The sequence below is a fragment of the Selenomonadales bacterium 4137-cl genome (assembly GCA_032334055.1).
GTDB lineage: Bacteria > Bacillota > Negativicutes > Sporomusales > UBA7701 > Anaeroselena > Anaeroselena agilis.
In genome coordinates, this window is record JAUOZS010000001.1 from 2,836,786 (window position 1) to 2,863,532 (window position 26,747).

At 60.7% G+C, this 26,747-nt stretch carries 23 protein-coding genes; 9 read left to right on the forward strand and 14 right to left on the reverse strand.

What is annotated here, in order from left to right; all coding sequences use genetic code 11:
• Window positions 1-3 precede the first annotated feature (3 nt).
• The 3 genes from Q4T40_14925 to Q4T40_14935 are packed head-to-tail and all read left to right on the forward strand — an operon-like array spanning window position 4 to window position 2,995.
• On the forward strand, window positions 4-1,077 hold the full coding sequence (locus Q4T40_14925) for an efflux RND transporter periplasmic adaptor subunit (GenBank protein MDT8902540.1): 1,074 nt from the start codon (window positions 4-6) through the stop codon (window positions 1,075-1,077).
• 17 nt (window positions 1,078-1,094) lie between these two features.
• The gene (locus tag Q4T40_14930; GenBank protein ID MDT8902541.1) at window positions 1,095-1,787 is read left to right on the forward strand and encodes an ABC transporter ATP-binding protein; all 693 of its coding nucleotides are present in this window, start codon (window positions 1,095-1,097) and stop codon (window positions 1,785-1,787) included.
• The gene (locus Q4T40_14935) at window positions 1,781-2,995 is read left to right on the forward strand and encodes an ABC transporter permease (protein ID MDT8902542.1); all 1,215 of its coding nucleotides are present in this window, start codon (window positions 1,781-1,783) and stop codon (window positions 2,993-2,995) included. Before Q4T40_14930 ends, Q4T40_14935 begins: the two co-directional genes overlap by 7 nt.
• Before the next feature lie 53 nt (window positions 2,996-3,048).
• On the opposite strand, the gene Q4T40_14940 is transcribed toward Q4T40_14935, so the two are convergent.
• Together Q4T40_14940 and Q4T40_14945 are read right to left on the reverse strand one after the other, a co-directional pair.
• Window positions 3,049-6,231 carry a multidrug efflux RND transporter permease subunit gene (locus tag Q4T40_14940; GenBank protein MDT8902543.1) on the reverse strand — a complete coding sequence of 1,061 codons (3,183 nt, stop codon included), beginning with the start codon at window positions 6,229-6,231 and terminating at the stop codon, window positions 3,049-3,051.
• A gap of 10 nt (window positions 6,232-6,241) precedes the next feature.
• Window positions 6,242-7,414 (reverse strand): efflux RND transporter periplasmic adaptor subunit, encoded by a 1,173-nt coding sequence (locus tag Q4T40_14945; GenBank protein MDT8902544.1) that lies wholly within the window; start codon window positions 7,412-7,414, stop codon window positions 6,242-6,244.
• Window positions 7,415-7,603: 189 nt separating this feature from the next.
• Between Q4T40_14945 and Q4T40_14950 the strand changes: the two genes are divergently transcribed.
• Window positions 7,604-8,038, forward strand: a complete 435-nt coding sequence (locus Q4T40_14950; protein ID MDT8902545.1) for a MarR family transcriptional regulator — start codon at window positions 7,604-7,606, stop codon at window positions 8,036-8,038.
• A gap of 67 nt (window positions 8,039-8,105) precedes the next feature.
• Here the strand turns inward: Q4T40_14950 and Q4T40_14955 are convergent, their stop codons facing one another.
• The 5 genes from Q4T40_14955 to Q4T40_14975 form a co-directional block, all read right to left on the reverse strand.
• Complete coding sequence (locus tag Q4T40_14955; protein MDT8902546.1) at window positions 8,106-9,332, reverse strand: (Fe-S)-binding protein; 1,227 nt, start codon at window positions 9,330-9,332, stop codon at window positions 8,106-8,108.
• Window positions 9,333-9,352: 20 nt separating this feature from the next.
• Window positions 9,353-10,741 (reverse strand): FAD-linked oxidase C-terminal domain-containing protein, encoded by a 1,389-nt coding sequence (locus Q4T40_14960; GenBank protein MDT8902547.1) that lies wholly within the window; start codon window positions 10,739-10,741, stop codon window positions 9,353-9,355.
• A 163-nt stretch (window positions 10,742-10,904) separates the two neighbouring features.
• Entirely contained in the window at window positions 10,905-11,336 is a 432-nt protein-coding gene (locus Q4T40_14965) for a hypothetical protein (protein MDT8902548.1), read from the reverse strand.
• A 181-nt stretch (window positions 11,337-11,517) separates the two neighbouring features.
• Window positions 11,518-13,503 (reverse strand): TRAP transporter permease, encoded by a 1,986-nt coding sequence (locus Q4T40_14970; GenBank protein ID MDT8902549.1) that lies wholly within the window; start codon window positions 13,501-13,503, stop codon window positions 11,518-11,520.
• A gap of 93 nt (window positions 13,504-13,596) precedes the next feature.
• On the reverse strand, window positions 13,597-14,607 hold the full coding sequence (locus Q4T40_14975; protein MDT8902550.1) for a TAXI family TRAP transporter solute-binding subunit: 1,011 nt from the start codon (window positions 14,605-14,607) through the stop codon (window positions 13,597-13,599).
• A 674-nt stretch (window positions 14,608-15,281) separates the two neighbouring features.
• On the opposite strand from Q4T40_14975, the gene Q4T40_14980 reads away from it, so the two are divergent.
• Window positions 15,282-16,610, forward strand: coding sequence for an aspartate aminotransferase family protein (locus Q4T40_14980; protein MDT8902551.1), 1,329 nt, complete (start codon window positions 15,282-15,284; stop codon window positions 16,608-16,610).
• Between the two features lie 22 nt (window positions 16,611-16,632).
• Window positions 16,633-17,442, forward strand: a complete 810-nt coding sequence (locus Q4T40_14985) for a 3-keto-5-aminohexanoate cleavage protein (protein ID MDT8902552.1) — start codon at window positions 16,633-16,635, stop codon at window positions 17,440-17,442.
• Window positions 17,443-17,555: 113 nt separating this feature from the next.
• On the opposite strand, the gene Q4T40_14990 is transcribed toward Q4T40_14985, so the two are convergent.
• From Q4T40_14990 to Q4T40_15000, 3 genes are all read right to left on the reverse strand, one after another.
• Window positions 17,556-18,401, reverse strand: a complete 846-nt coding sequence (locus tag Q4T40_14990) for a MurR/RpiR family transcriptional regulator (protein MDT8902553.1) — start codon at window positions 18,399-18,401, stop codon at window positions 17,556-17,558.
• A 121-nt stretch (window positions 18,402-18,522) separates the two neighbouring features.
• Window positions 18,523-20,001 carry a HAMP domain-containing sensor histidine kinase gene (locus Q4T40_14995; GenBank protein ID MDT8902554.1) on the reverse strand — a complete coding sequence of 493 codons (1,479 nt, stop codon included), beginning with the start codon at window positions 19,999-20,001 and terminating at the stop codon, window positions 18,523-18,525.
• On the reverse strand, window positions 19,998-20,669 hold the full coding sequence (locus Q4T40_15000; protein MDT8902555.1) for a response regulator transcription factor: 672 nt from the start codon (window positions 20,667-20,669) through the stop codon (window positions 19,998-20,000). The genes Q4T40_14995 and Q4T40_15000 overlap by 4 nt, the downstream gene beginning before the upstream one ends.
• A 176-nt stretch (window positions 20,670-20,845) precedes the next feature.
• Here Q4T40_15000 and Q4T40_15005 point away from each other — a divergent pair, with 176 nt between their 5' ends.
• The 3 genes from Q4T40_15005 to Q4T40_15015 all read left to right on the forward strand — a co-directional run bounded on the left by Q4T40_15005 (window position 20,846) and on the right by Q4T40_15015 (window position 23,446).
• Window positions 20,846-21,922, forward strand: a complete 1,077-nt coding sequence (locus tag Q4T40_15005) for an efflux RND transporter periplasmic adaptor subunit (protein ID MDT8902556.1) — start codon at window positions 20,846-20,848, stop codon at window positions 21,920-21,922.
• A 160-nt stretch (window positions 21,923-22,082) separates the two neighbouring features.
• Complete coding sequence (locus Q4T40_15010) at window positions 22,083-22,268, forward strand: hypothetical protein (GenBank protein ID MDT8902557.1); 186 nt, start codon at window positions 22,083-22,085, stop codon at window positions 22,266-22,268.
• Window positions 22,229-23,446 carry an ABC transporter permease gene (locus Q4T40_15015; GenBank protein MDT8902558.1) on the forward strand — a complete coding sequence of 406 codons (1,218 nt, stop codon included), beginning with the start codon at window positions 22,229-22,231 and terminating at the stop codon, window positions 23,444-23,446. The genes Q4T40_15010 and Q4T40_15015 overlap by 40 nt, the downstream gene beginning before the upstream one ends.
• Before the next feature lie 78 nt (window positions 23,447-23,524).
• On the opposite strand, the gene Q4T40_15020 is transcribed toward Q4T40_15015, so the two are convergent.
• The 4 genes from Q4T40_15020 to Q4T40_15035 all read right to left on the reverse strand — a co-directional run bounded on the left by Q4T40_15020 (window position 23,525) and on the right by Q4T40_15035 (window position 26,745).
• Window positions 23,525-24,295, reverse strand: coding sequence for an MBL fold metallo-hydrolase (locus Q4T40_15020; protein ID MDT8902559.1), 771 nt, complete (start codon window positions 24,293-24,295; stop codon window positions 23,525-23,527).
• 395 nt (window positions 24,296-24,690) lie between these two features.
• Window positions 24,691-24,900, reverse strand: coding sequence for a hypothetical protein (locus Q4T40_15025; protein MDT8902560.1), 210 nt, complete (start codon window positions 24,898-24,900; stop codon window positions 24,691-24,693).
• Between the two features lie 76 nt (window positions 24,901-24,976).
• Window positions 24,977-25,534, reverse strand: a complete 558-nt coding sequence (locus Q4T40_15030; protein ID MDT8902561.1) for a hypothetical protein — start codon at window positions 25,532-25,534, stop codon at window positions 24,977-24,979.
• Window positions 25,531-26,745 (reverse strand): amidohydrolase family protein, encoded by a 1,215-nt coding sequence (locus Q4T40_15035; protein MDT8902562.1) that lies wholly within the window; start codon window positions 26,743-26,745, stop codon window positions 25,531-25,533. Before Q4T40_15035 ends, Q4T40_15030 begins: the two co-directional genes overlap by 4 nt.
• Between the last annotated feature and the right edge of the window lie 2 nt (window positions 26,746-26,747).

The window sequence follows — 26,747 nt, forward strand, 5'->3', positions numbered from 1 at the left end:
GGAATGAAGGCAATTTGGCAGAAAATAGTCAAGCATAAAAAATGGCTGCTCCTCGCCGTCGTTCTGGCGGTGGCCGTCAAGGGCGGGCTGGCCTGGCAGGCCAGCAGCAAGGCCAAGGCGGCGACCAACGTCCAGACGGCGGCGGCGATCAGGGGCGACGTAACCTCGCTCGTATCGGCGACCGGCACCATCAAGCCGGTGAATATGGTGGACGTCAGTTCGAAGATCACCGGCCTTATCAAGGAAACGAAGGTGGAGGAGAACGACGCCGTCAAGGCCGGCCAGGTGCTGATCGTCCTCGACGACAGCCGCCTGCAGGCCCAGGTGACCCAGGCCCGCGAACGCCTGGCCAACGCCCAGTCCAACTTCGAGCGCAACAGCCGCCTCAACAAGATCGGCGCCGTTTCCGACCAGCAGCTAGACGCTTCCCGCATGGAGTACAAGGTGGCCCAGGCCAATTACGATGAGGCCGCTTCCCAGCTCGCCGACACCGTCATCCGCGCTCCGATCGACGGAGTGGTGATCGGCAAGCCTATCCCCGCCGGCCAGACGGTCGCCCAGGGTCTCTCGAACCCGATGGTCATCCTGACGGTGGCCGACCTGTCGAAGATGCAAATCGAGACCCAGGTGGACGAGAGCGATATCGGCAAGGTGGCTGTCGGCCAGAAGGCGACGTTCACGGTCGACGCGTACCCGGGCAAGGTTTTCACCGGCGTGGTGTCGAGCGTTTCCCAGAAGGCTACTATCCAGCAGAACGTCGTCTACTACGGCGTAATCATCGATGTCGACGCCGGCGACCGGGAACTCAAGCCCACCATGACAGCCAGGGTGTCAGTGGCGGTCGGCGAGAGCAAGAACGCCCTCACCGTGCCGCTGGCGGCCGTGAAGACCAACAAGAACCAACAGTATGTGGTCGTGATGAAGAACGGCCAGGCGACGAATGTCAATATAACCACCGGCCTGTCGAGCGACGACCGGGTGGAAATTACCGGCGGTCTCACGGACGGCGACCAGGTGGTCGTCTCCCAGTCCAAGCCCCAGAAGCAGCAGCAACGGGGCGGCATGATGATCCGCTGACCGGGGAGGTAAGGGAATTGACGATAGCATTGTCGGATGTCAGAAAAACTTATCAGATGGGCGATACGGTGGTCAACGCCCTCGCCGGCGTCGATCTCGTCATCGGCGCGGGCGAGTTCACCGCCATCATGGGACCGTCCGGCTCGGGAAAGTCGACGATGATGAACATCCTCGGCTGCCTCGACCGGCCGACCCACGGCTCGTATATGCTGGACGGCCAGGAGGTCGCCACCCTCGGCGACGATGAGCTGGCCATCACCCGCAACAAGAAGATCGGCTTCGTGTTCCAGAGCTTCAACCTGCTGCCGCGCATGGATGCGCATCAGAACGTCGCCCTGCCGTTGGTGTACGGCGGGGTTGCCAAGGCGGAGCGGAACGAGCGGGCTGCCAAGGCGCTTGCCATGGTCGGGCTTGAGACGCGCATGCATCATTTGCCCAACGAACTGTCGGGCGGCCAGCGGCAGCGGGTGGCCATCGCCCGCGCCCTGGTGAACGAGCCGACGATCATCATGGCCGACGAGCCGACCGGCAACCTCGACACCAAGTCGGGCAACGAGGTTATGGAGATTTTCCGCAACCTCAACGCCCTCGGCCGCACCGTCATCCTCGTCACCCACGAACCCGATATCGCCGAGCATGCGCGCCGTGTGGTGCATGTCCGCGACGGCTTGATCGTGCGCGACGAACGGAAGGAGCGACCGCCATGCTGAGGGAAAGCGTCGCCATCGCCTGGAACGCGCTGGTGGCCAATAAGCTGCGTTCCATCCTCACGATGCTCGGCATCATCATCGGCGTAGGCGCCGTGATCGCCATGATCTCCATCGGCCTCGGCGTGCGCGACAAGGTGCAGGACTCGATCGCCAGCCTGGGCAGCAACCTGATAATCGTTACCCCCGGCGCGTCGTCGGCCGGCGGGTCGCGGCAGGCGGCCGGGTCGGGCATCACCCTCACCTACAAGGATGCCCAGGCTATCGCCCGCAGCGTCGGCGGCGTCAATTACGTCGCCCCCAGCGTCAGCCGCGGCTACCAGTTGGTGGCCGGCAACCAGAACTGGACGACGTCGGTCACCGGCACGACTCCCGAGTATCTGCCGGTACGCAACCAGGAGGTGGCGAGCGGGTCGTTCTTCACCGGCCGCGATCTCGACACCAGGAGCCGCGTGGCAGTCATCGGCCAGACGGTGGCGACCAATCTGTTCGGCGATATCAACCCGGTCGGCCAGACGGTCAGGATAAACAAGTCGCCGTTCACCGTCATCGGCGTGCTGGCCAGCAAGGGGCAGTCGATGGGCGGCGGCGACCAGGACGACACCGTCCTCATCCCGCTGACGACAGCCCAGGAGCGGCTGCTGGGCGTGACTTACATCCAGGCGGTCAGCATCCAGGCCGCCAGCCCCGAGGTGATCGACCAGGTGCAGGCCGACATCGCCGCGCTGCTGAGGACCCGCCACGGGCTGCAGCCCGACGAAGGCGACGATTTCACCGTCCGCAACCTGGTGAGCGTGATGGAGACGGCCAGCGAGACGACCGGCACCATTACCCTGCTGCTCGGCAACATCGCCGCCATCTCGCTGTTGGTCGGCGGCATCGGCATCATGAACATCATGCTGGTGTCGGTGACGGAGCGGACGCGGGAGATCGGCATCCGCAAGGCTCTGGGAGCGAGGTACCGCAATATCCTCCTTCAGTTCCTGGTGGAGGCGGTCGGTATCGGCGTGGTCGGCGGCATCGCCGGCATCGTCCTCGGCGTCGGCGCGTCGTTCGCCATCTCGGCTGTGGCCGGCTGGAAGCCGGTCATATCGACGGCGGCGATCGTCGTCTCGTTCGGGTTTTCGGTGCTGATCGGCCTGTTTTTCGGGCTGTACCCGGCCCGCAAGGCCGCCTTGCTCGACCCCATCCAGGCGCTGAGGTACGAATAGACGATATAGAAAAGGCGCCAGCCCGTCACGGGCTGGCGCCTTTTTATTCCGGTTTACATGCTTTGACCTCTGGCGGCGGCTTTCTTTTCCCGCCTGCGGCGCTTGAAGTCTTTGAATTTCTCCGCCGAGCGCTCGACGATGACGAACAGCACCGGGATGAGGAAGATGCCGAACGAGGTGGCGGCGAACATGCCGCCGACGACCGCCGTACCCATGGCGTTGCGGGCGCCGGCGCCGGCGCCGCTGGCGATGGCCAGCGGGATGCAGCCGATGATGAAGGCCAGCGAGGTCATGACGATCGGCCGCAGCCTGATCTTGGCGGCCTCGATGGCGGCGGGGATGAAGGCCATTCCTTTGTCGACCCTGACCTTGGCGAACTCGACGATCAGGATGGCGTTCTTGGCCGCCAGGCCGATGAGCATGATCAGGGCGATCTGCATGTAGATGTTGTTGTTGATGTGGGTGTTGAACAGGTGGCGGCCGTACTGGAAGAAGAAGGCGCCAAACACGCCGGTGGGCACGCACAGCAGGACGGCGAAAGGCACGGTCCAGCTTTCGTACAGCGCCGCCAGGCAGAGGAAGACGAACAGGATGGAGAGGGCGAACATCAGCGGCGCCTTGCTGCCGGAGATTTTTTCCTCGCGGCTCTGGTCGGCCCATTCGTAGGCGAACCCGCCAGGCAGCGTTTCCTTGGCTACCTGTTCGAGGGCGGCGAGCGCCTGGCCGGAGCTGTAGCCGGGGGCGGGGTTGCCGCCGATCTGGATGGCGCGGTAGCTGTTGAAACGCTTGATGAGCGAGGGAGCGTTAACCGGCTTGGGCTTGAGCAGGTTGTTGAGCGGCACCATCGTGCCCGAGCTGCTGCGGACGTAGAAGAAGCGCAGGGCGTCGACGTCGGTCCTGAACTGCGGCTCGGACTGCATTACGACCTTGTAGGAGCGGCCGAAGCGGTTGAAGTCGTTGATCTGCACGCCGCCGAAGTAAGCCTGGAGGGCGCTGAACACGTCGCTGACCGGCACGCCGAGCTTGAGTGCCTTCTCGCGGTCGACCTCGAACTCGTAGCCGGGGGTGTTGCTGTTGAACGAGGAGTATATCATGCCGATCTCGGGGCGTTTGCGGGCGGCGGCGACGAATTCCTTCGAGACTTTATCCATCTCGTCGAGGGTCGAGCCGGCGCGATCCTCGATCATCATCGTAAAGCCGCCGGTAGTGCCGATGCCGGGCAGCGCCGGCGGGGCAAAAGCAAGGACGGTGGCCTCGGGAATGTTGCTGTTGTTCATGAAGATTTTCTGGATTTGGCTGTCGACCTGGAGTTCGGTTGCTTTGCGATCACCCCAGGGAGCCAGCTTGGTAAAGATGACGCCGACGTTGGGCTTGCGGCCGCCGCTGAGGAGGTCGAAGCCGGTTATTGCCATAGCTGTTTCGACGCCAGACTGGGTCTGGATGTTGGCGGCGACCTTGTTGAGAATCTCGCGGGTGCGGTTCATGTTGGCCGCTTCCGGCAGGGAAACGCTGGTTATTATGAATCCCTGGTCCTCGTCGGGGACGAAGGATGAGGGCAGCACGCGGAAGAGGGCGCCGGTGAGGACGAGCAGCACGACGATGAGCACCAGGCCCAGACGCGCCCTGGGGAAAAGCTTGGCGAGGACGCCGCCGTAGCGCTCGACCATCCTGTCGAACCAATCGTTGAATTTCTCGAGCACCAGGCCGATCCTGCCGCCGTGGGCGTTGGGGTCGTAAGGCTCGAGGAGCAGGGCGCACAGCGCCGGGGTGAGAGACAGGGCAACGACGGCCGACAGGCCCATGGAGACGGCGACGGTGAGGGCGAACTGCTTGTAGAGGATGCCCATGGTGCCGCCGAGGAAGGCGACGGGGATGAAGACGGACGCCAGCACGAAGGCGATGGCGACAACCGGCCCCTGCACCTCGCTCATCGCCCTGACGGTGGCGTCGCGCGGGCTTAAGCCGTTATAGCGCATGTGGTGCTCGACCGCCTCGATGACGACGATGGCGTCGTCGACGACGAGGCCGATGGCCAGTACCATGGCGAACAAGGTGAGGGTATTGATGGAGAAGCCGAGGAGCAGGAAGGCTCCGAAGGTGCCGATGAGCGATACCGGCACGGCCAGCATCGGGATGAGGGTGGCCCGCCAGCTTTTGAGGAAGATGAAGACGACGAGCAGCACGAGGGCGATTGCCTCGCCGAAGGTCCAGGCCACCTCTTCCATCGATTCGCGGACATAGTTGGCGCTGTCGAAAACTACTTTATACTTCATGTCGTTAGGGAAGCGCAAGGAGGCGTTCTCGATAACGGCGATGCAGTTGGCGACTGTTTCGAGGGCGTTGGCGTCGGGGCTGAGCTGGACGGAGAAGCCGGCCGTGGGCTGGCCGCTCATGTCGGAGAAGAAGCCGTAGTCCTTGGCGCCAAGCTCCACTTTGGCGATGTCGCCGACGCGGATGAACGAGCCGTCGGGCTGGGCGCGGACGACGATGCGGGCGAACTCCTCCGGCTCGGTCAGACGCCCTTTGGCCCGCAGACTATACTGATGCTCCTGGTTGGGGTTGGAGGGCAACTGGCCGACGATGCCGGCCGGGGCCTGGATGTTCTGCTGCTTGATGGCGGTGGCGACGTCAGTTGACGTTACCTTGAGCTGAGCCATCTTGTCGGGCTGCAGCCAGATGCGCATCGCGAAGTCGGAGCCGAACTCGCTGACCTCGCCCACGCCTTTGACGCGTTTGAGGTCGTCGACGAAGTTGAGGCTGCCGTAGTTTTTCAGGAAGGTCTTGTCATAGGTGGCGTTGGGCGAGTAAAGGGCGAAGATGAGCGCCCGGTCCTGGGACGCCTTGAAGGTCGTGACTCCGGCCTGCTGTACTTCGCTGGGCAGGGCGGCGTTGGCCTGGGCGACCCGGTTCTGGGTCTGGACGGTGGCTATGTCGGGGTTTTTGCCGAGCTGGAATTTGACGCTCAGCGAATAGTACGAGCCGTTGTCCGAGCTGGTGGACTGCATGGCGATCATGTCTTCCACGCCGTTGACCTGCTGCTCGATGACCTGAGCGACCGTTTGCTCGATGACGTCGGCGTTGGCGCCCTGATAGGACGTGCTGACGCTGACCTGCGGCGGCGTTATCTGCGGATACTGGGCGATTGGCAGGTTGAAGGCGGAGATGAGGCCGCCCAGAGTGATGACGACCGACAAGACGATCGCAAAGATCGGCCGGTCGATAAAAAATTTAGCCACGGGGTACCTCCTATTGCTTGGCCTTGCTTGCGGGCTTGGCCGCGCCGTTCGGCTCGGGCTCGATCATCGATACTTTCAGGGGCGTTCCCGGAGGCGCCTTGGCGAAGCCTTCGACGACAATCCGGTCGCCTTCCGCGAGCCCATCCTCGACGATCCACATGGTGCCGACCTTCGGGCCCATCTTGACCGGACGCGATTCGGCCTTGTCGCCCTCGGCGACGACGGTGATGAAAGTCTTGCCGAGCATCTCCTGCACGGCCCGTTCGGGTACGAGCAGCGCGCCGGTGCGCATTTCACCCTGGGCGACGATGCGGGCGAACATGCCGGGAATAAGGATTTTCTGCGGATTGGCGAACGACGCCTTCATGGTGAGGGTGCCCGTCTCCTGGCTGAGGCCGCGGTCAACCTGCTCGATCTGGCCGGTGATCGGGTACTTGGAGCCGTCGCTTAATAGCAGGGTGAGGTCTTTGCCCCATTCGCCGGCGGCGCTGACTTTGCCGATGCGGGTGAATTTCAGGTATTCCGTCTCGCTCATGCTGAACTGGACGAATACGGGATCGACGGTCGAAATGGTCGCCAGAACGGTCGAGCCGGCCGAGACGTAGCTGCCGATGTCCGGAATCTGGACGCCAATACGTCCGCTGAAGGGAGCGACGATGAGGGTATCGTTGAGGTCGTTGACCGCCTGCTGGACCTTGGCCCTGTTAGCGTCGACGACGGCCGCGTGCTGGGCTTCGGCCGACAGCTGGGTATCGAAGGCCTGCTTGGCGATCGCCTGCTGGTCGTACAGTTTCCGGTAGCGGATGGTGTCGAGGCGGGAATTGGCAAGGGTCGCCTCCGACTGGGCCAGGGTGGCCCGGGCGGATAGCAGAGCGGTTTCATACTGGCGGCGGTCGATCTGGAAAAGCGGCTGCCCTTCGGTGACGGCAGCGCCGCCGCTGACCATCTTACCGACGATGTTGCCGGAAACCTTGGCCCGGATCTGCACTTCGTTTTTGGCGGTCACCTGACCAACGTACTCGTATGTAACCGGGGTATCCCGCTTGATGACCTGGGTCGCTTTGACGGCCACCGCCTGGGCCGGGCGCGCCGGCTTGCCGCCGCAGCCGGCGACCGTAGTCGCAACGAGCACTGCGGCGACCAGCGCGGCGTAGCCGCTGCGCTTACCGATAGTTCTGAGCATGGAATAATCCTCCTTATTTATAAGGGCTCTGGCAGGTTCGCCAGCGGTTATCGACTTTTGTCAATGTTTATGCTAAAATATTATTAAATATTAACAATAATATATTGTTAAGATATGTTTACTATATATTACATATTAATGCTTATACAAGCGGCTTGTCAACGTGAAAAAATGTGAGGAGGCGCCTTTATGGACCGGACGGATACCGCCGAGCAGCTTTTCGACCTGATTTTCCTCCTCCGCAAACGGCTGGTTCGCCATGCCGCCCAGCATTCCAAGCCGGAATTCAGCCCGATGCAGATGCATGTGCTGTTCACGCTGTGCGAGCGGGGATGCTTCACGATGAGCGAGCTGGCCGGCGAGGTGCTGATCGCCAAGCAGCAGCTCACGCCGCTCGTCGACCGGCTGGTGTCGGCCGGGCTGGTGCTCAGGGAACCCGATCAGGAGGACCGCCGGGTGGTGAAGATCCGTCTTTCGCCGGCGGGACGCGATTTTCTCGCCGCCAAAAGGCGGGAGGCTATCGGACTTTTCGAAACGCGGATCGCCTGCCTCGACGAGCGCGACCTGGAGCGGCTGAGCGACGCGCTCGGCCCGCTCCAGGAGGTCATCCGTAAACTGCCCTGAAAAAACGCTCCGGCCGCGCCCACTTGCTTGCGCGGCCGGTTCGATTTTCGGACGCCTGAGAAGCCTGTTACAGAACCTGACTGATATGCATAACCTTGAAACGGCCGCCGCTCTTCTGAGCGGCTTTATTCAACTGCGCGAGGCAGACCGGGCATTCGGACACGACGATGTCGGCGCCGGTTTTTTCGATGTTGACCCGTTTCTTTTCAAGGATGGCGGCGGCGACTTCGGGGTAGTCGGTGTGGAACGACCCGGCCCCGCCGCAGCAGGTGTCGGCCCCGGCCATTTCGACGTATTCCCCTGCCGCGCTCAGAAGCTGGCGGGGCTCTTTTTTGATGCCCTGGCCGCGGCCGAGGTGGCACGGCTCGTGGAAGGTCATTTTGGCGGCGGAGCGCTGGCGCGGCTTGTAGCCGGCTTTGACCAGGTATTCCGACAGGCTCATTATCTTGGCGCTGAAGGCTTCGGCCTTTTCCCGCCACGCGTCGTCGCCGGCGAAGTAGGCGCCGATGTGTTTGAGGGTGCCGGCGCAGCTGGCGCAGTCGCTGACGACCACATCGGCGTCGGCGAACAGGCTGATGTTCTCTTTGGCCAGGGCGAGGAAATCTTCCCGCAGACCGTGGGCCAGGTGCGGCAGGCCGCAGCAGACGTTGTCGACCTGCCGCGGCGCGGTGACGGCGCCGAGGACGGCGAGGGTGTCGGCAACCGCTTCGGGGAACATCATCCTCATGCCGCAGCCCTGGAAGTAAGCGACTTTGGCGTCCCCGCCGACAGTCGCACGGGTGACGGGCGCCTCGCCGGCCAGCGCCGCGGGGCCGGCGAACCGGGACAGGTACTGCTCGCGGGTGAACGGGGTCGGCGCCATGCCGAACGGCACGAGGCCGCCGAGGCCAAGCTTGCGCACTACCTTGAGCGCGCCGGCTGAAAGCTTGACAAGGTTGCGTTTTTTCATCATGACGCCGAGGGCGCTGTACTTGACGCCCGGGCCGCCGGCCCGGTCGGCGATGTACTGGCGGAGGGCGATCATCGCTTCGTCGGTCTTGACCTTGCTGGGGCAGTTGTCGATACAGGTCCGGCACAGCAGGCAGAAGTTGGTCGCCTCAAGGACGCCGGCGTCCGCCGGGAAACCGCCTTCGGCCACCGCGCGGGCGATGTTGTTCTTGCCGCGGGCGCTCGAGGCCTCGATATCCTTGACGTCGAACAGCGGGCAGACCGTCAGGCAGGTGCCGCAGCGGTCGCACTGGGTGACGATATCCTTGACTTCCTTCAACAGGTCGCGGGTGTTGTTCGTTGTCATGTCAGACTCCTTGCTCACTGTCACCAGATTTTGTCGGGGTTGAGGATGCCTTTGGGGTCGAAGGCCTGCTTGACGGCCTTGAGGGCGACCACGCCGTCCTCACCCAGGGCGTCGGCGATGTAGCGCCGCTTGGTCATGCCGATGCCGTGCTCGCCGGAAAGGGTGCCGCCAACGGCCAGCGCGGCGGCGAAGATTTCGTCGACCGCCTTGTGGACGCGCTCGGCTTCTTCGGGATTTTGGAGGTCGCAAAGCACCGACGGGTGGAGATTGCCGTCGCCGGCGTGGCCGTAAACGGCGATGGGGAGGTTGTACTTTTCCGATATCTTTTTGATGCGGCGGACGACTTCGGGAAAGGCGTCCCGCGGCACCGAGATGTCTTCGCCTAGGCGGGTGGGCGCCATGGCGCCGACGGCCGAACTCAGGCCGCGGCGGATGGCCCAGATGTCGTCGGCTTCCTTGGGCGACGCGGCGATGCGGACTTCGGCCACGGCGAAGCCGCGGGCAATCTGCTTGATCTGGCCGGCCTGCTTGGCGAGGGCGGCCTCGTCTTCGCCGTCGACCTCGATGATGACGCACGCCTCGATGGCGGGGTCGATATCCATCTTGCGGTGACGGGCGACCGCCTGGATGCTCATTTTGTCCATCAGTTCTGCCGAAGCGGGCACGACCCCCGCCTGAAGCATGCCGTGGATGGTGGCGCAGGCGTCGTCGAGCGAGGGGAACATGAGCTGGAGGGTGTTGCGGGCTTTGGGCATGGGAATCAGCCTGAGCAGCACCTTGGTGATTATGCCGAGGGTGCCTTCCGAGCCGGTGAACAGACTGGTGAGATTGTAGCCGGTAACGTTCTTGATCGCCTTGCCGCCGGTGGTGATGACGCGGCCGTCGGCGAGGACGACCTCCAGGCCCATGACATAGTTGCTGGTCACGCCGTATTTTACGGCCCGCATGCCGCCGGCGTTCTCGGCGACGTTGCCGCCGATGGTCGACATTTTCCAGCTGGCCGGGTCGGGCGGGTAAAACAGGCCTTTGGCGGCGCAGTGGTTGTATAGGTCGATCGTCCTTACCCCCGCTTCCGCGGTAACCATCATGTTGCGCTCGTCAAGCTCGATTATTTTCGTCATCCGGTCGAGGGACAGCGATATGCCCCCCTTTACCGGGATGCTGCCGCCGGTGCGACCGCTGGCCGCGCCCCTGGCGGTCACGGGTATGCCGTGCTCGTGGGCGATGGCCATGACTGCGGATACCTCGGCGGTCGTCAGCGGGCGGACGACAAGCTCGGGACTGTTGGCCGGCAGCAGGGGAATGAAGGAGGAATCGTAGGAGTATCCGAACCGGTCGAGGTCTTTGTCGAGCACGTTTTCCGGCCCGACGGCCGTCCTCAGTTTTTCTTTGATGGCTTCGTTTATCATCTTACCGCCTCCTGGTAATGGTGTCGCTCAGCTTGACTCTAACCCAAATTATAACATAAATAACGTCTTGCTGGCCGGAAAAATGGTTTTATATCGCATTTACCGCCGAACAAGCGGATACCACCCGTAAAACGGGTGGTATCCACAGTCATTGCCGGTGATGCTATTTGAGGAAATTGCGCTCGATGTCCTTCATCCGCTCCTTGGCTTTCTTAAGTAACTGGTCGCGGTTGACGACGACCCGCTCGTGCCTGCCGCTGCCGATGAACCCCAGTTCGTCGCAGGCGGTGATGTCGAAGAAGAGCCTGTTGCCGTCGATGCGGCTCAATACCGACTTGACGGTGACCGCCATGCCGGTGCCGGTGGGCGCGTCATGGGTGAATTCCATATATCGCCCGACGGTGATGAACCCTTCCGGCAGCTTGCTTTCCACCGCCTCGACGGACGCGCGGATCAGGAGATCCACATAGGCCGGCGTGGCCAGCAGACAGTCGAGGGCGCCGCTGCCGTGATGGGCTGCGGTGTCATCATCGCGGACGGTTTTCTGGACGACCGCCTCGATGCCTGGAGCCAAGTAGTCGTTCAGGTTGATCATAACATACAGCCTCCTTTTTGTTTGTACTGAAATTTCTGACTAATTCAATTATACCACAGCGGAGCCCCGCTTGCCACCTGCGAACCACTTCGGCGCTGACAGCGCAACTGCGAAGCAAATTACCCCGCGCAAAGCCGGTGACCCGCACAAACCGTGCGGGTCACCAGTTTTCGGGCGATTTTTATGCGTCTATGCCGGCTTCCCGCTTGACGGCGGTGCGTTGGCGCACGTACAGAAAAACCATAATGGCGACCCCGGCTATTTCATACTGCAGGAGGGGCGAGATCAGCGAAAAGCCGGCGACAAGCAACAATACCCTTTCCCACCAGCGGCACGGGCGGCGGAAGTAGCCGGTGGCGCACGCGCCGATGGCGAAGATGCCTAAGAAGGTTGTCATTAGTCCTTCCACAAAGCTGGGCAGGGAAAAGCGGATAAACAGCAACGAGGGGAACATGACGAATACATAAGGAACGATGTAGGCGCCGTAGCCGAGTTTGAATGCTTCGATACCGGTCCGGAAAGGGGCGGATTTGGCGACGCCGGAGGCGGCGAAGGCGGCCAGGGCCACAGGCGGGGTGATGTCGGCGATGATGCCGAAGTAGAAGACGAACAGGTGAGCCGCCAGCGGCGGGATGCCGACCTGAATGAGGGCCGGGGCGGAGATTGTCGACTGGATGATGTAGTTGGCGGTGGTCGGCACGCCCATGCCGAGGATGAGGGAGCTGATCATCGTGAAGATAAGGGTCAGGTAGACGCTGCCGCCGGCGAGGGCCACGATGCCGCCGGCCATTTTAAGGCCCAGCCCGGAGAGGGTTATGATGCCGACGATGATGCCGGCGGTGGCGCAGGCCACGACTACCGGAAGGGCCGAGCGCGCCCCGTCCTCGAGACCTTGGACGAAGTCCTTCAGACTCATGCGCGTTTCGGCATGGAGGAAGGAAACGGCGATGATGGCGATGAGGCCCAGGAGGGCGGCGAGCATCGGCGTGAACCCGTAGGTAAGAAAGGCGACGATGGCGACGATCGGCATGGCCAGAGTCCAGCGCGTTCTCAGCAAGCCTCGCCAGTCGGGCAAATCTTCCTTCGGTATGCCGTGCAGGCCGGTCTTTTTGGCTTCGAGGTGGACGGAGATGAAAACGCCGGTGAAGTAGAAAACGGCGGGGATGGCGGCGGCGATGGCGATATTTATGTAGGGGATGTTGAGAAACTCGGTCATGACGAAGGCCGCGGCCCCCATGATCGGAGGCATAAGCTGGCCGCCGGTGGAGGCGCACGCTTCGACGGCGCCGGCGAATTCACGCCGGTAGCCGATACTTTTCATAAGGGGGATGGTGACCGAGCCGGTCCCGACGACGTTGGCGACCGAACTGCCGGATATCGTCCCCTGCAGCGAGCTGGCAATTACCGCCGCCTTGGCCGGGCCGCCCACAGCGCCGCCGGTAAGGCCGACGGCAACGTTGGTCATCCAGTCGCCGATGCCCGATCTTCTCAAAAAAGAGGCGAAGAGCATGAAAAGAAAGATAAAGGTCGAGGAGACGTCGATGGGGATGCCGAGGATGCCCTCGGTGCTCAGCCACTGGAAGGTGACGATGCGCTTGACGGTAAAGCCGGGGTGGGCGAGAAAACCGGGAAGCTCGGGGCCGACGTAGGCGTAGACGAGAAAGATGGCGGCCAGCACGGTGATGACGATGCCGCACACGCGCCGGCTGGCTTCGAGGATGAGCAGGACGGCGACCAGCGATACGGCGAAATCGAGGTTGTCAAAGTTGCCGGCCTTGTAAATTATGTCCTCGTAAAAAATAACGTGGTAGAGGGCTACGCCGGCCGACAGAACGATCAGGATGAGGTCGTTCCAGGGAACGGTGTCGCTTGTGCGTTTGCGGCTTACTGCATAGAGGATGTAGATGAGGACGAGGGCGAAGCCGACGTGGGGCGCCCGCTGGAGGGTGGAGGGAAAGACGCCGAAGGCGGCGGTATATAGCTGGCCGATCGACCAAATCACGCAGATGGCGGTGACGATGTGCGGCCAGTACCCCTTCAGCTTGCGGAAGCTGAACTCGGGGTCGTATTTGGCGAGAATCTCTTCGGCCCCCAGTTCGGCGGCCTTGTCGGGAGCTATCGCAGACCCTGCGGTCTTTTTTTCGATGTCGTCTTTTTTGTTTGCCATGCTATCCTCCCTCGGCCAGGGTGTTTAGGTTAAGTCGTAGGGGGAAAACGGGGGAAGCCTAGCTCCGGCCTGGCTTCCCCCGTAGGGAGGGGTCTATTTGGGGATGAGGTTGTCGGGGACTTTTACGCCTTTTTCTTTATAGTACTTGATGGCTCCGGGATGGAGCGGGGTGGTGATGCCGTCCAGGGCTTTCTCCAGCTTGATGTATTTGCCCGCGGCATGGGCGGCGGCGATTTCGGCGTTTTTCTCGTAGAAGGTCTTGGTCAGCTGGTAAACGAGGTCGTCCTTAAGGTCGGCCTTGCAGTACAGAGCGGCCTGCATGCTGACCGTGTAGACGTCTTGGTCGTTGCCGTAGGTTCCCTTGGGGATTACGAACTGGCTGAAGAAGGGGAACTTGGCCTTTAGTTTGGCGAATTCCGGCCCCTTGATTTCGACTATCTTGATCTTGCGGACGGTCATGACGTCCTGGATAGCTGCGGCCGGGACGCTGAGAACGCCGAAGTCGGCGTCGATATGGCCGTCTTTGAATTTGTTGGCCGCGTCGCCAAAGCCTGCGTATTCGGGTTTGAAGTCGGAGAACTGCAGGCCGTATTCGGCGAAGATGTCCTTGGAGATTACGGCCGTGCCGCTGCCGGTGGGGCCGATGGCTACTTTCATGCCTTTGAGATCGGCGATGGATTTGACGGGGCTGTCGGCGGCGACGAAGCCTTGATATACCTCAGGGTAGATGACGCCGATGGCCCGGAAGTTTTTGATGGCTTTGGTGTCTTTGAAAGCGGCTCCTTCGCCTTTCCAGGCCTGGTCGGCGATGTTGTTCATAGCCATGCCGAGATGGGCTTCCCCTTTGCCGATGCGTTTGAGGTTTTCGACCGAGGCGCCCGAAGGCTGGGAGGTTACCTGAACTTTGCCGGCGAGGTGCTTGTTCCAGGTGTTGGCGATCGCGCCGCCGAGCGGGTAGTAGGTGCCGCCGGTGGAGCCGGTCAGCAGGAAGAGTTGCTCGGTTTTCGGCGTGGCGGCCTTTTTGTCCCCGCCGCCGCAGCCTGCAGCCAGGATGGCGAGCACGAAGACCGCGAGGACCAGAGTGGCTGTTTTCCGAAGATGCATTTGTTTTTCCCCTCCTAATAAATTTATGTTCAATTTGCGCGGAAATAAAAAAACCCGGTCAGCTACAAACAGGATGTTTGGGGTGCACGGGCGACATTGCCTCGTAGGTTGCGTCGAGAAGTCAATATCCAGTTTTCGGTAACTTTAATAATATTATATATTAGTCTTTTTTTACGGTCAACGATTTTTGAAATTATTCATGCAAAAAATGTTGCAATTTGAAGTGTAAATATACTAAAACCCCAGCGCTATCAAGGCGCCACGCTGCATGGCAGCATTTTGACGATAGATAAATTGTTATAATAAATTCATTTATAAATATATATGAATTGATACTATCCAATATTCGCATGGCGCACGCTGCTCCCTGGCGCAATGCGTGGACAGGGCCCGGCCGAGGTCTCCCCCCCTTCCGAAACAGAAACCAGCCCGCAACCAGCATACAGCGCCGCGCCTCGGTGCGGGCGCCTTTCTTTACCCGACGGCGCAGCCGGCGTCATATCCAGAATTATAATTTCAAATACTCTGATGTGTATTGTATAACTTCATTATTGGTGTTACAATGAAATTAAAATTTCATTGTATGCGACATGATGTGATGGGAAAAACCGCCGGTATTGAAAGAATAATGTCACTTTGACAATATGACTATATTCCCTGAAGGAGGCCGATCGATGGATAACGTTTTTTACCGCAGTGTGCGTAAAACGCACCTGGAGGTGGACCATGGCGAAGGGGCCTACCTGTTCGACACCGCCGGCAACAAATACCTCGACGCCTGCTGCGGCGCGGCCGTGTCCAACCTGGGCCACGCCCACCCCGAGGTTGTGAAGGCGATGACCGAACAAGCCCAAAAGGTCGCGTTCAGCCACCTGTCCCGCTGGACGTCGAAGCCCATCCGGGAGCTGGCCGATCTTGTCGGCGGCCTGGCACCCGGGTCGCTGAACAAGCTCTACCTGGTGTCCGGCGGCTCGGAGGCGACCGAGTCGGCGCTTAAGCTCGCCCGCCAGTATTACCTGGAGCGCGACGGCAAAACGAGCAAGTACCGGCTGATTTCCCGCTGGAAAGCTTTCCACGGCAATACGATCGGCGCTCTGTCGATGACCGGGGATAAGCGGCGGAAAAAATACGCGCCGCTGCTGCTGAATTTCCCGAAGGCGGCCCCGTGTTACTGCTACCGCTGCGAGTTCGGCGAAAAGCCGGAGACCTGCGGCGCGCGCTGCGCGTACGATCTGGAGCGAATCCTGAAGCTGGAGGGCGCTGACACCATTTCCGCGTTTATCGCCGAACCGGTGGTGGGCGCGGCCTGTGGCGCGCTGGTTCCCCACCCGCAGTATTTCAAGATCATCCGCCAGCTTTGCGACAAGTACGATATCCTGTTCATCGACGACGAGGTGATGGCGGGGTTCGGGCGGACCGGCTCGATGTTCGCCATCGAGGATTACGGCGTGGTCCCGGATATGATCTGCGTGGCCAAAGGGATGAGCGCCGGCTATGCGCCGCTCGGCGGCGTCATTGTCAAGGACGAGGTCTTTGATGCCTTTGTGAAGGGGTCGGGCATCTTCGTCCACGGCCACACTTACGGCGGCAACCCGCTGGCGGCCGCGGTCGCGGTAGCGGTCGTCCAAATCCTCGTCCGCGACCAGCTCGCCGAAAACTCCCGCGTCGTCGGCAAATACCTGCTGGAGAAGCTGCAGGAAAAGGCGCTGCCGTTCTGGTTCGTCGGCGACGTGCGCGGCAAGGGGCTGATGCAGGGGGTCGAATTCGTCCGCGACAAAAAGACCAAGGAGCCGTTCCCGGTGGCCCAGGGGGTTGCGGAGAAAGTCACCCAGAAGCTTATGAAGCACGGCATCATCGTTTATCCCGGCACAGGCAACGCCGACGGGGAAAATGGCGACCAGTTCCTGCTGGCGCCGCCGCTGAACATCACCAAGGATCAGGCCGACGAGATCGTGGCCGCCATGGTGGCCGGGTTCGGCGAACTCGATCAAGAGTTAAGATAATCGTAAAGGCGAGGTATCGACAATGGAGAAGCTTATCATCACCGTCGCGCCCACCGGCAACGTCCCCACCCGCGAGATGACGCCCCACGTACCGCTCACGCCGGAGGATATCGCCAACGACGCGCTCGAGTGCTACCGGGCAGGGGCCTCGGTATGCCATATCCACGCTCGTGACGCCGAGGGCAAGCCGACCCACCTGCGCGGCAGCTTCGAGGCGATCATAAAGGCGATCGACGCCACCGGCTGCCCGATCATCCGCCAGATTTCGACGGGCGCCCGGGCCGGAAAAACGCTGGAGGACCGGGCGCAGCCGCTGGAGCTTAACCCTGCGTCAGCCAGCCTGTCGACAGGGTCGTCGAACTTCCCCCATTCGGCCAATGTCAACGATCCTCCGTTGGTCCGCTTCCTGGCCAAGACGATGCTGGAACGGAACATCAAGCCGGAAATCGAGGTTTTCGATACCGCCATGATCCACAACGCCCTTGAGCTGAAGAAGGAAGGGCTGCTGAAGGACCCGCTGCAGTTCAACCTGGTGATGGGCGTGAAAGGCTCGCAGCCGGCGACTGCCAAACAGCTCTTCCACCTCGTCGAATGTCTGCCTCCGGGCTGCGTGTGGTCGGTATCCGCCATCGGCCCGGCCCACGTGCCGCTGTCGACCGTCGCCATTGCGCTGGGAGGCCACGTGCGGGTGGGACTGGAGGACAACGTCTACTATTCGAAAGGCGTCCTCGCCACCAACCTGGCGCTGGTCAAGCGGATCGCGGACATCGCCAGGGCATTCGGCCGGGAGATCGCGACCCCGGAGGACGCGAAGCTGATACTGGGGCTGTAAAGCGGCGACCGCAAATATACGCACAGACAACGGGAAGAGAGAAAAACACATCTGATATGGCTACAGAAAAGAGGCCGCCCGCGATTGCCGGACGGCCTCTTCGTTTTGGGGATTCAATCTTTGTGGTAAATGTTCTGCTTCCGCCAGATGGTCTCGAATTCGGCGAGGGTCTGCCTGGTCTGCTTGGGACGTTCCGTGCCCACGGCGACGATGAGGGCGTTGATGAGCGACAGCGGCGCCACGAAGGAATCGATGAAGGTGGACATGTCGCGTTTGGCGAGCAGGACGATGTCGCTGTATTTACCCAGCGCCGAGGTGTGGTCGTCGGTGATGGCGATGGTGCGGGCCCCTTTCTCGCGGCAGAAGCTCATGCCCTCGACGGTCTGGCGGGTGTAGCGGCGGAAGGAGATGCCGATGACCAGATCGTCGGGGCCGACGCTGGCCAGATCCTCGAACAGGGTGTCGGCCTTGGTTATCAGCATGCTGTTCTTGAGCAGTATCTGGAGGTAAAAATGTAGAAAGGTACCCAGCGACGCCGCGCTTCTCAGGGCGACGATATAGATGTGCTTGGCGCGGATCATACTTTTGACCGCTTCGAGAAAGCTGGTCAGGTCAAGCTCCTCGAGAGTGAGCTTGATGTTGGCGATGTCGTGTTCCATCACGTCCTTGAGAATGGAGCCCTGCGGGGTCTTCAGGGAAAACTCGAGGCGCTCGACGGTGGTGATCCGGTCCCGCACCATTTCGCTCATCGCCTTGACCAACTGCGGGTAACCGTCGTAGCCAAGAACGACGGCGAACCGGACCACGGTGGCCTCGCTCACGCCGACCTCCCTTGACAACTGCTTGGCGGTCTGAAAAACCGCCTTGTCGTAATTGTTGGATATGTACTCGGCGATTTTCTTTTGTTTCGGACTCATCTCAAAAAAATGTTCCTGGATTCTTTTGCCCAACTGCGGCATGAAAGGTGCCCCTCCGACAAAGTGAAATGTGTTTCGACTCGCAAATTCCGCATAGAAAGAAATGCTTCATTAATTATAACACATGACGGGAGGTTGGAGAATATCTTGCGTCTTCACCCGGTCAGGAGGCTTTGTAGAGCGCGAACCAGAACCTGACTCCTCCCGCGACGTTCTCCACCCCGTAGGCGTTGCCGTGCAATTCCTGGATGGCCCGCACGATCGACAGCCCCAACCCGTGTCCGCCGAGTTCCCTGGTCCTCGCCTTATCCGCTTTGTAAAAACTTTGCCACAGATCGCCAAGGCTTTCCTGGGGTATGTGACCGCCGGTATTATACACATTCACCCTGGCACGGTCTCCCGCGGCTTCGGCCGTGATTTTGACGAGACGCGCCCCGGCGGCGTGAGTAATGGCGTTGTTGAGCATGTTCGTGATCACCTGCTCGATCCGCAGGATGTCGCCGTTGACCATCAGCGAGGACGGCCGCTCGATCCGCAGGGTGATATCCTTCTCGTAGAGGATGGCGCGGTATTTTAACGCAATCTCGTCAAGCAGCAGCGATAAATCGAAGTCCGTCCGTTCCAGCCGGAAGTATCCCGACTCGATCTGCGACAGGTCGAGCAGACCGTTGACCAGTTTAGCCATTTTTTCGGCCTCGTCGGCGATCACCGCGCAATAATATTCCTTGTCGGCCTTGTCGCGGACCACGTTTTCCCTAAGCCCTTCCGCGTACCCGAGGATTAGGGAGATCGGCGTCTTCAGTTCGTGGGAGACGTTGGATACGAAGCTCCTGCGCAGCTTGTCCAGGTTTCGTTCTTTTTCCACGTCGGCGGCAAGTTGTCTGTTCTTTTCATTTAGCGCGGCGATCGCTTTGCTGAGCTGGCTGGACAGATTGTTGACGCTTTTGCCGAGGCGGCCCACTTCGTCGTCGCCGTCGATGTGGCACCATTGGGAGAAATCGAGCCGGGAGATACTTGCCGCCACGTTGCTGAGGTCCCGCAACGGCACGGTGAAACGCCGCGCGAAAAAGTATGCCCAGGTGCAGCCGGCCAGGATGGCCAGCAGGCCGGAAAAGGCCATGAACCTGTTGGCGTAGGCGGCGCTTTCCGTCACGGCGGCCAGAGGGAGTCTGATGACCAGGACATCGCCGCCGCTCAGCCGGCGCCTAAGGAGCATGAACCGGACATTGAGCCCTTGATCGTTCTGGGATTCGAGCACCGAATTGCCGTCGATGTCCTCGCGGGCGATTATCGTTATCGCCGGGGGCGGCGGCTTGTCCATGGCGCCGGCGCGGGGAGGAATCGCGGCAACCTGCCGGTTGGCCAGGCGCTCGAAAGAGCTATATTTGAGATAACCGTCGCTGTCGGTGATGATGATGCCGGCACCGATTTGGTTGGCGATGCGCTCGAGCTCCAACGCGATGTTCTTGTCGCCGGCTCGGTAAAGGGCGTCGATCGCCAGGGCGCTGTCGATCAGGGCGCTTTTTTTGTTGCGCGTGTAGAAGCCTTCCAGGAACAGGGCGCTCAGGCACCAGGCGGCGAGCACGAAAAAGACGAGCAGAAAGCTGATATTCAGGAACAGCTTTGTTCTGATGGAAATCATTGCTCGCCCCCGAACCGGTAGCCGTACCCTCTGATCGTCTGAATAAGGTGGCTTCTCGTGCCAATTTTCGTTCGCACTCGGTTGATGTGGGTGTCGACAGTGCGCAGGTCGCCGAAATAATCGTAATCCCAAACGCTGTTGAGGATCTGCTCCCGGCTTAACGCCCGCCCCTTGTTGCCGGCGAGATAGACGAGCAGTTCGTATTCCTTGGGGCTGAACTCCAGCCGGCAACCGTCGACGGTTACGACGCGGGCGTCGGGGTCGATCTCAAGCCCGTCGCAGGAAAGCTGCCGGGCATTTTCATCCCCGGCGCGGCGAAAAATGGCGTTTACCCGCGCGGTGAGCACCCTGGGGCTGAAAGGCTTGGTTATGTATTCGTCGGCGCCGATTTCGAAACCGAAAAGTTGATCAACCTCCTCCCCTTTCGCGGTCAGCATGATGACGGGGATGCCGGACAGCTTCCGGATTTCACGGCAGACCGTCCAGCCGTCGTAGCCCGGCATCATGACGTCGAGAATGGCCAGATCGACCTTGTCCCGGCGGAATTTCTCAATAGCGTCCCGTCCGTCGCCTGCCTCGATGACGGTGTAGCCTTCGCGGAGAAGATAATCGGCGATCAATTTCCGCATCCGCTGCTCGTCGTCGGCGATGAGTATCGCTTTGCGCATGGGTAGTCTCCTTGCTATCGCTGCTGATTCTAGCTTTAGGATACATCATCGGCAGCCTCTGCCGCCCCTTTCCAAGGAAATTATAAGAAAACGACAATCTCCTGTGACAAGACTGTAACAATCGGCAGGCATAATAGAGAATGTCAGGATGAATTTCCACAGGAGAGGTTTGACATATGCAGACAATGACAACGACTTTCCGGCGCTACAGGTGGTGGCTGGCGGGCCTGCTCGCCCTGGCTGCCGCCGCGGCGGGCGGCGCGTTCTATTATCAGAAGAGCTCCACCCCCGTCGCCGCCGTCACCACGGCCGTGGTCGAACGGGGCGACATCCGGTCGGTGGTGGCGGCCACCGGCACCCTTAAGGCTTTGAATTCGGTTGACATCAGTTCGCGGGTGACGGGACTGATCAGCGAGGTCAAGGTCAAGGAGAACGACCTTGTCAAAGCCGGCCAGGTGCTGGCGATCCTCGACGATACGAGCGTCCGGGCGCAGGTCGAGCAGTACCGCGCCCAGGCGGCCAATTACGCCGCCGTCTACGAACGGAGCAGAAAGCTGTACGCCATCGGCGGTGAATCGGCCCAGCAGCTCGATTCGGACCGGACCAACCACCTTGTGGCGAAGGCCAATTACGAAAATTTCGTCACCCAGCTCGGTTATTACGTGATAACCTCGCCGATCGACGGCATGGTGGTCGGCACGCCCACCCCGGCCGGCCAGACGGTCGTGCAGGGCATCTCGGCCGCCCAGGTGCTTATGACGATCGCCGATCTGGCCAAGATGGAGATCAAGGTTCTCGTGGATGAGACGGACATTGGCAAAATCAAGGCGGGCCAGCAGGTCTCCTTCACCGTCGACGCCTACGCCGACAAAACCTTCACCGGGAAGGTTACCAGTATTTCGCGCAGCGCCACAACCTCGTCGAACGTCATCTACTATCCGGTGTATGTAGCGGTCAACACGCCCCAGGACCTGCTCTTCCCCACGATGACCGCCAGGGTGGCCATCAATGTCGGCGAAAGCAAAAACGTCCTCGTCGTGCCTTTGTCCGCCGTCAAGGAAGAGAAAGGCGAAAAATACGTGCAGGTCATGGCCGGCGGCCAAGAGCTGAGCAAAACCGTCCAGGCCGGCCTGAGCGGCGACGAAAATATCGAAATAGTAAGCGGGCTCAGCGAAGGCGAGCAGGTCGTATTACCGACCGAGAAGCCGCGCACGACAAGCAGCAAGAACCAAGGGCCGCCGCCGCCCTTCTAACCCGGAGCAGGATGACGCCATGGCTAGCGCTTTGTCGAAACTTCAACCTGCTGCTCCGCATGTCGGCCCTTCACAATGTCGCGCTGCCGATGGTGTACGCCGAGATGGAGCTGAAGGCCGCCAGGAAAAAGCTGCGCAGCACCTCGACACCAGATAAATCATGGAGGTATTCTTCCGGCTGAACGCCCAGGGACGGACGGTCATTATCGTCACCCGCGAACACGATATCGCCGCCTATGCCCACCGGATAATCCAGGTCAAGGACGGCCTGGTCGCGGGCGACGAAACCGGGGAGGAGGTGGAGAAATGCTCTGGGAAAGCATCCTTATTGCCCTCGAGGGGCTGAAGGCGAACAAGCTCCGCTCCCTCCTCACCATGCTGGGGATTATCATCGGCGTCTCAGCCGTGATAACGATGGTGTCGCTCGGCCTCGGCATGCAGCAGAAGGTGCAGAGTTCGATCGCCAGTCTGGGCAGCAGCCTGCTCGTCATAACGCCGGGGGCGGCCCAAGCGCCCGGCAGCGTCAGGATGGCGTCAGGCTCCAACATCACGCTGACCAACCAGGACGCCAAAGCCATCGCCCGCGAGATCGGCGGCATCAGATACATCGCGCCCTCGGTCGCCGATTCCTACCAGGTCGTTTTCGGCAATCAGAATTGGAAGACCAAGGTCCAGGGCACGACCGGCGAATTCCTCGCCGTTCGCAGCTACAAAATCGCCGCCGGCAAGTTCTTCGCCAGCGGCGACGAGAGTACTCGCGCCCGGGTCGCAGTCCTCGGGCAGACGGTGGCCGCCAACCTGTTCGGCAGCGCCAGTCCTGTCGGCAAGACTATCCGCATCGCCCAGGCCCCGTTCCGGGTGATCGGCGTGCTGGCGAGCAAAGGCCAGTCATCGATGGGCCAGGATCAGGACGATATCGTGCTCGTGCCGCTGACGACCGCGCAGGAACGCCTGCTGGGCATAACCTACCTGCATAACATCAGCGTGCAGGTGGAAAGCGACAAGGTGCTCGACAAGGCGCAGGCGGCCATAACCACCCTGCTGCGGACGCGCCACCGCCTGCCGGCCGGTGCGGAGGACGATTTCACCGTACGCAACCTGGCCGCCCTTATGAGCACGATGCAGGAAACCACCGGCAACATCACCGCTTTCCTCGGCGGCATCGCCGCCATATCCCTCGTCGTCGGCGGTATCGGCATAATGAATATCATGCTCGTCTCGGTGACCGAGCGAACGCGGGAAATCGGCATCCGCAAAGCCCTGGGCGCCACCTTCGCCAATATCCTCATGCAGTTCCTCATCGAGGCGGTCGTCATCAGTGTATCCGGCGGCCTGACCGGCATCCTCCTGGGCGTGGCCGGGGCGAAGGTGGTCTCGGGTTTCGCCGGCTGGAACGCGGTAATCTCCTGGGGGGCGATCATGGCAGCGTTTGGCGTGTCGGTGTCGATCGGCCTCTTCTTCGGCCTGTACCCGGCCCGCAAGGCGGCGCTGCTCGACCCGATCGAGGCGCTCAGATACGAATAGACAACCCAGGGAGGGGAATCCGTGAAATCGTTTTATCGGCCTCTGGCCAGATTGTCGGCGCTGAATAACAACCGGTACTCATAAAGTCATTTCCTGAAGTTCATCCCAGAGGACGGCCAGCGGCGGCAAGCTGTTCTGATATTTCTCGATATCCCGCCTTACCAGCCGCCGAAACCCCTTATCCCTGTCGACGAACGGGATATGGTATACGACTACCCTTGCCGGCTTTACAGCTTGGGCAAGCACTTCGCGGCCCTCGGCCAAGTTGATGAACAGCGGGTTTACAAACGCCGTTTCGATTGTTTCCCCCGCGAGCATCCGGGCGAAATACGCGGCGTCGTAGTCGCCGTCGCCGATGATGAATACCTTCCGCCCGGCGAAGTCGAGCAGGTAACAAAAATTCTCGATCTCGGCGTATTGCTTGCCCGCATGATGTGACCGGAATACCGTCAGGGAAATGTCCTCCTGAAGCGGAATCGTCTCCCTGACCCCGAGCGGAAGGTCGAGCAGCCAGGTCCGTTCCGCCCGGCGCAGGGCCGCCTGCCGCAGCGAAACAAGGTCCGCCGTCTGGCGGTCCGGCATAAGCAACCCTTTTACCCGATTGTTTTCGAGGAACGCTTCCGTGCACCAGGCGGTAAAATGGTCGGGGTGGCAATGGGTGAATAAAACGTAGTCGATATTCCGGAACAACGGACCACCGCCCGCCAGCAGTTCGGCGAGCAACCGTTCCGACAACCCGCTGAACATGCCCGGCGCGCTCTCATGGATACCGTCCAGCAACAGTTTTGTGTTCTTATAACGCAGCAATATTCCCGCGTTGGCGAGTAACGTAACCTTCAGGTCGTTCATCGATAACCCCCACACAAACAATAACGCGGCGCCCCCTTGCGGATGCCGCGCAATATTTCCGCCGGTAAAAAGCGCCTTCCGGCCACCGGTAACGCTGTTCCCTTCGGGCTACGAAAACCAATTATTATGTAAAAGACCGCGTCATCCGCTCGGTCAGAAACGTTCCGGCATCAGTCGGACCGCTCCCGATTTGAATATATTCAAATCATGCATCAAGGTAGCTATCAATGTTAAGTTCCATCACCCTATCAACAAGCATTCCAAATTAAGAAAGAGGAGTTTCGAACCCCTCTTTCTTTGGCGTTGCTGCCAAGCCCAAGCAAGCTCCACATTCGCGGTTGGTGCCGGGCTTTTAAGTTTTGATAATGTTTGATCCGTCAGGCTGAATGCTTCCCTCAAGGATTTTGGCATTTTACACGGCTGCGAACAGTCGCGCCTTGTGCCGGCTCGCCACTACCGGGCGGCTGCTTCAGCTTTTCTTCCGCCAAACTAAGCGCGAGGTCATTATAAAGACGAAACAGTTGAACAATCATTGCCTCCATTGTGCAAATTCTTTTTTCAAGTTTTGCGATCTCGGCGAGATTTCCCTCTTCGGGGGTTTCCATATTAATCCCTCCCGCATCCCATAAACCACATTACCGTTCTTGGCGACCCCAGGATAGGTTTTAGCTACTGCACCGGTCAGAGCGAAATCTCGCGGATCCCGGACATAGCCGCTGGCGGGGGCGCTTCACCTTCCGACGCTTCCAATACACAGGCCGCCATCGTCGCAGCTTTGTCAGCCATCGCCAAATAATCGGCCGGATTTGCCGGCCTTTTGCCTCCGTCCACGACAAAAATGCCTTCACGGCTGGTCAAGACGGGGCAGAATTGATTGGTTGCCACTGATCCATAGTCGTTCAGCGCGATGCCCAGTAACGCGGCGATCCGGGGCAAGGCGGCCGCCTGTTCGCTTTCAGTTGTCAGGATTATCGCTCCCGCCCTTATTTGAACTATTGGTCGTACCGGCGTAGCTGGCCCGATATGGGCTGTGAAATTGCCGACCCCACCCCGGAGGCTGATCAGCTCGGCCTGCGCAAACGTATGGATATTGGGATGGCGCAGCTCCTGAAAGGCAGCCGCCGCCGTGGCGGACGGCGAAAACGGAACAAGTGTCACCAAATGTCCCCGGTCCGCCAATTGCATTGCCACATGAACCCCCGCATCCCCTCCGCCTAAAACGAGCGCCATCTTTTTCATCGCCTTTTTTCCTGATTCTGTCGTGCGGCTGACAAAATACTTTCGCCGTCTTTGTAAACCTGGATGACATTACGCAAAAAGCTCATGTTTCTGAGCGGGTTGCCGCGCACAACCAGCAGGTCGGCATTTTTTCCCGGCTCGACGGTGCCGGTGACATCGCTTACCCCGATGGCTTTTGCGGCCCTGCCGGTGGCGGCTTGCACCGCGTCCGGGGGCGACATGCCCAATGCGGTGAAAAGGGCGAGTTCCTGCCAGACTTCGCCGTGGGCCACGCCCAAGGACCCGGCATCCGTGCCGGCAATTATGTCGGCGCCGGCATCGATGCCCCGCCTGACCAGCGCGCAATGTCCGCTGTATATCCGTTCCAGGCCGACTTCGGGCTGGGCAGGATTAGCCGGACCGCATGCGAGCATTTGCCGTAAAGGCGAAAGCGTCGGCACCCAGTAGGCCGAACTTCCGTCAAAGAGATCAAGCGTCTTTTCGCCCATCAGAATGCCGTGCTCGATGGTATCCGCTTGGGCGATCAGCGCCCTTTGCACACCGTCAGCGCCGTTGGCGTGAACGCTGACCGAGCTGCCGACACGCCGCGCCTCCGCCACCGCCGACTCGATGTCTTCCTTGGTCAACTCAGGAGCGCCGGCCTTTCCGGTTCGGAAGTCCACCAGCCCCGTAGCCATAAGCTTAACGCAGTCCGCACCCGCTTCAGTCTGCTCGCGGACAGCCTTGGCTATTTCCTCCGGGCCGGACGCCTCCCGGCCGCCGGCGTAGTGAAAATGGCCGCCGGGGACGGAAATCGACCGGTGGCAGGTAAGTACCCGCGGTCCGGGTAGTACCTTTTTGCCGACAGCTTGTTTTAAGGTTGTCGCGATGCCATAGGGACCGCCTAAATCCCTGACGGTGGTGACTCCCTTGCGGAGAGTCAGTTCGAGGTTCCGGGCGGCCCGGAACAGCATGATTTCCCGCCCTTCCCGCCAGCGGCACCGGCGTGTCTCCATGTCGGCGATGCCTTCCAGGAATAAATGGACATGGCAGTCGATCAGGCCGGGCAGCACTGTGTACGGCGAGTAGTCCACCGCTCGTTCGACCTGCTCGACGGCAAAGTCATCTTCGCCGCCCACGGCGGCGATTTTGCCGTTTTCCACGGCAATAAAGCGATCGTAGCACGGTGGCGCGCCGCTGCCGTCAAGCAGCAATCCAGCCTTGATTAGCATGA

Coding starts and splice junctions, on each gene's coding strand:
- Q4T40_14980 (MDT8902551.1), top strand. CDS start 15,282: ATGGATAACGTTTTTTACCGCAGTGTGCGTAAAACGCACCTGGAGGTG.
- Q4T40_14985 (MDT8902552.1), top strand. CDS start 16,633: ATGGAGAAGCTTATCATCACCGTCGCGCCCACCGGCAACGTCCCCACC.
- Q4T40_14955 (MDT8902546.1), bottom strand. CDS start 9,332: ATGACAACGAACAACACCCGCGACCTGTTGAAGGAAGTCAAGGATATC.
- Q4T40_14950 (MDT8902545.1), top strand. CDS start 7,604: ATGGACCGGACGGATACCGCCGAGCAGCTTTTCGACCTGATTTTCCTC.
- Q4T40_14925 (MDT8902540.1), top strand. CDS start 4: ATGAAGGCAATTTGGCAGAAAATAGTCAAGCATAAAAAATGGCTGCTC.
- Q4T40_14965 (MDT8902548.1), bottom strand. CDS start 11,336: ATGATCAACCTGAACGACTACTTGGCTCCAGGCATCGAGGCGGTCGTC.
- Q4T40_14935 (MDT8902542.1), top strand. CDS start 1,781: ATGCTGAGGGAAAGCGTCGCCATCGCCTGGAACGCGCTGGTGGCCAAT.
- Q4T40_15030 (MDT8902561.1), bottom strand. CDS start 25,534: ATGAAAAAGATGGCGCTCGTTTTAGGCGGAGGGGATGCGGGGGTTCAT.
- Q4T40_14995 (MDT8902554.1), bottom strand. CDS start 20,001: ATGATTTCCATCAGAACAAAGCTGTTCCTGAATATCAGCTTTCTGCTC.
- Q4T40_15015 (MDT8902558.1), top strand. CDS start 22,229: ATGCTCTGGGAAAGCATCCTTATTGCCCTCGAGGGGCTGAAGGCGAAC.
- Q4T40_14970 (MDT8902549.1), bottom strand. CDS start 13,503: ATGGCAAACAAAAAAGACGACATCGAAAAAAAGACCGCAGGGTCTGCG.
- Q4T40_14990 (MDT8902553.1), bottom strand. CDS start 18,401: ATGCCGCAGTTGGGCAAAAGAATCCAGGAACATTTTTTTGAGATGAGT.
- Q4T40_14945 (MDT8902544.1), bottom strand. CDS start 7,414: ATGCTCAGAACTATCGGTAAGCGCAGCGGCTACGCCGCGCTGGTCGCC.
- Q4T40_15035 (MDT8902562.1), bottom strand. CDS start 26,745: ATGCTAATCAAGGCTGGATTGCTGCTTGACGGCAGCGGCGCGCCACCG.
- Q4T40_15000 (MDT8902555.1), bottom strand. CDS start 20,669: ATGCGCAAAGCGATACTCATCGCCGACGACGAGCAGCGGATGCGGAAA.
- Q4T40_15010 (MDT8902557.1), top strand. CDS start 22,083: ATGGAGGTATTCTTCCGGCTGAACGCCCAGGGACGGACGGTCATTATC.
- Q4T40_15020 (MDT8902559.1), bottom strand. CDS start 24,295: ATGAACGACCTGAAGGTTACGTTACTCGCCAACGCGGGAATATTGCTG.
- Q4T40_15005 (MDT8902556.1), top strand. CDS start 20,846: ATGCAGACAATGACAACGACTTTCCGGCGCTACAGGTGGTGGCTGGCG.
- Q4T40_14975 (MDT8902550.1), bottom strand. CDS start 14,607: ATGCATCTTCGGAAAACAGCCACTCTGGTCCTCGCGGTCTTCGTGCTC.
- Q4T40_14960 (MDT8902547.1), bottom strand. CDS start 10,741: ATGATAAACGAAGCCATCAAAGAAAAACTGAGGACGGCCGTCGGGCCG.
- Q4T40_15025 (MDT8902560.1), bottom strand. CDS start 24,900: ATGGAAACCCCCGAAGAGGGAAATCTCGCCGAGATCGCAAAACTTGAA.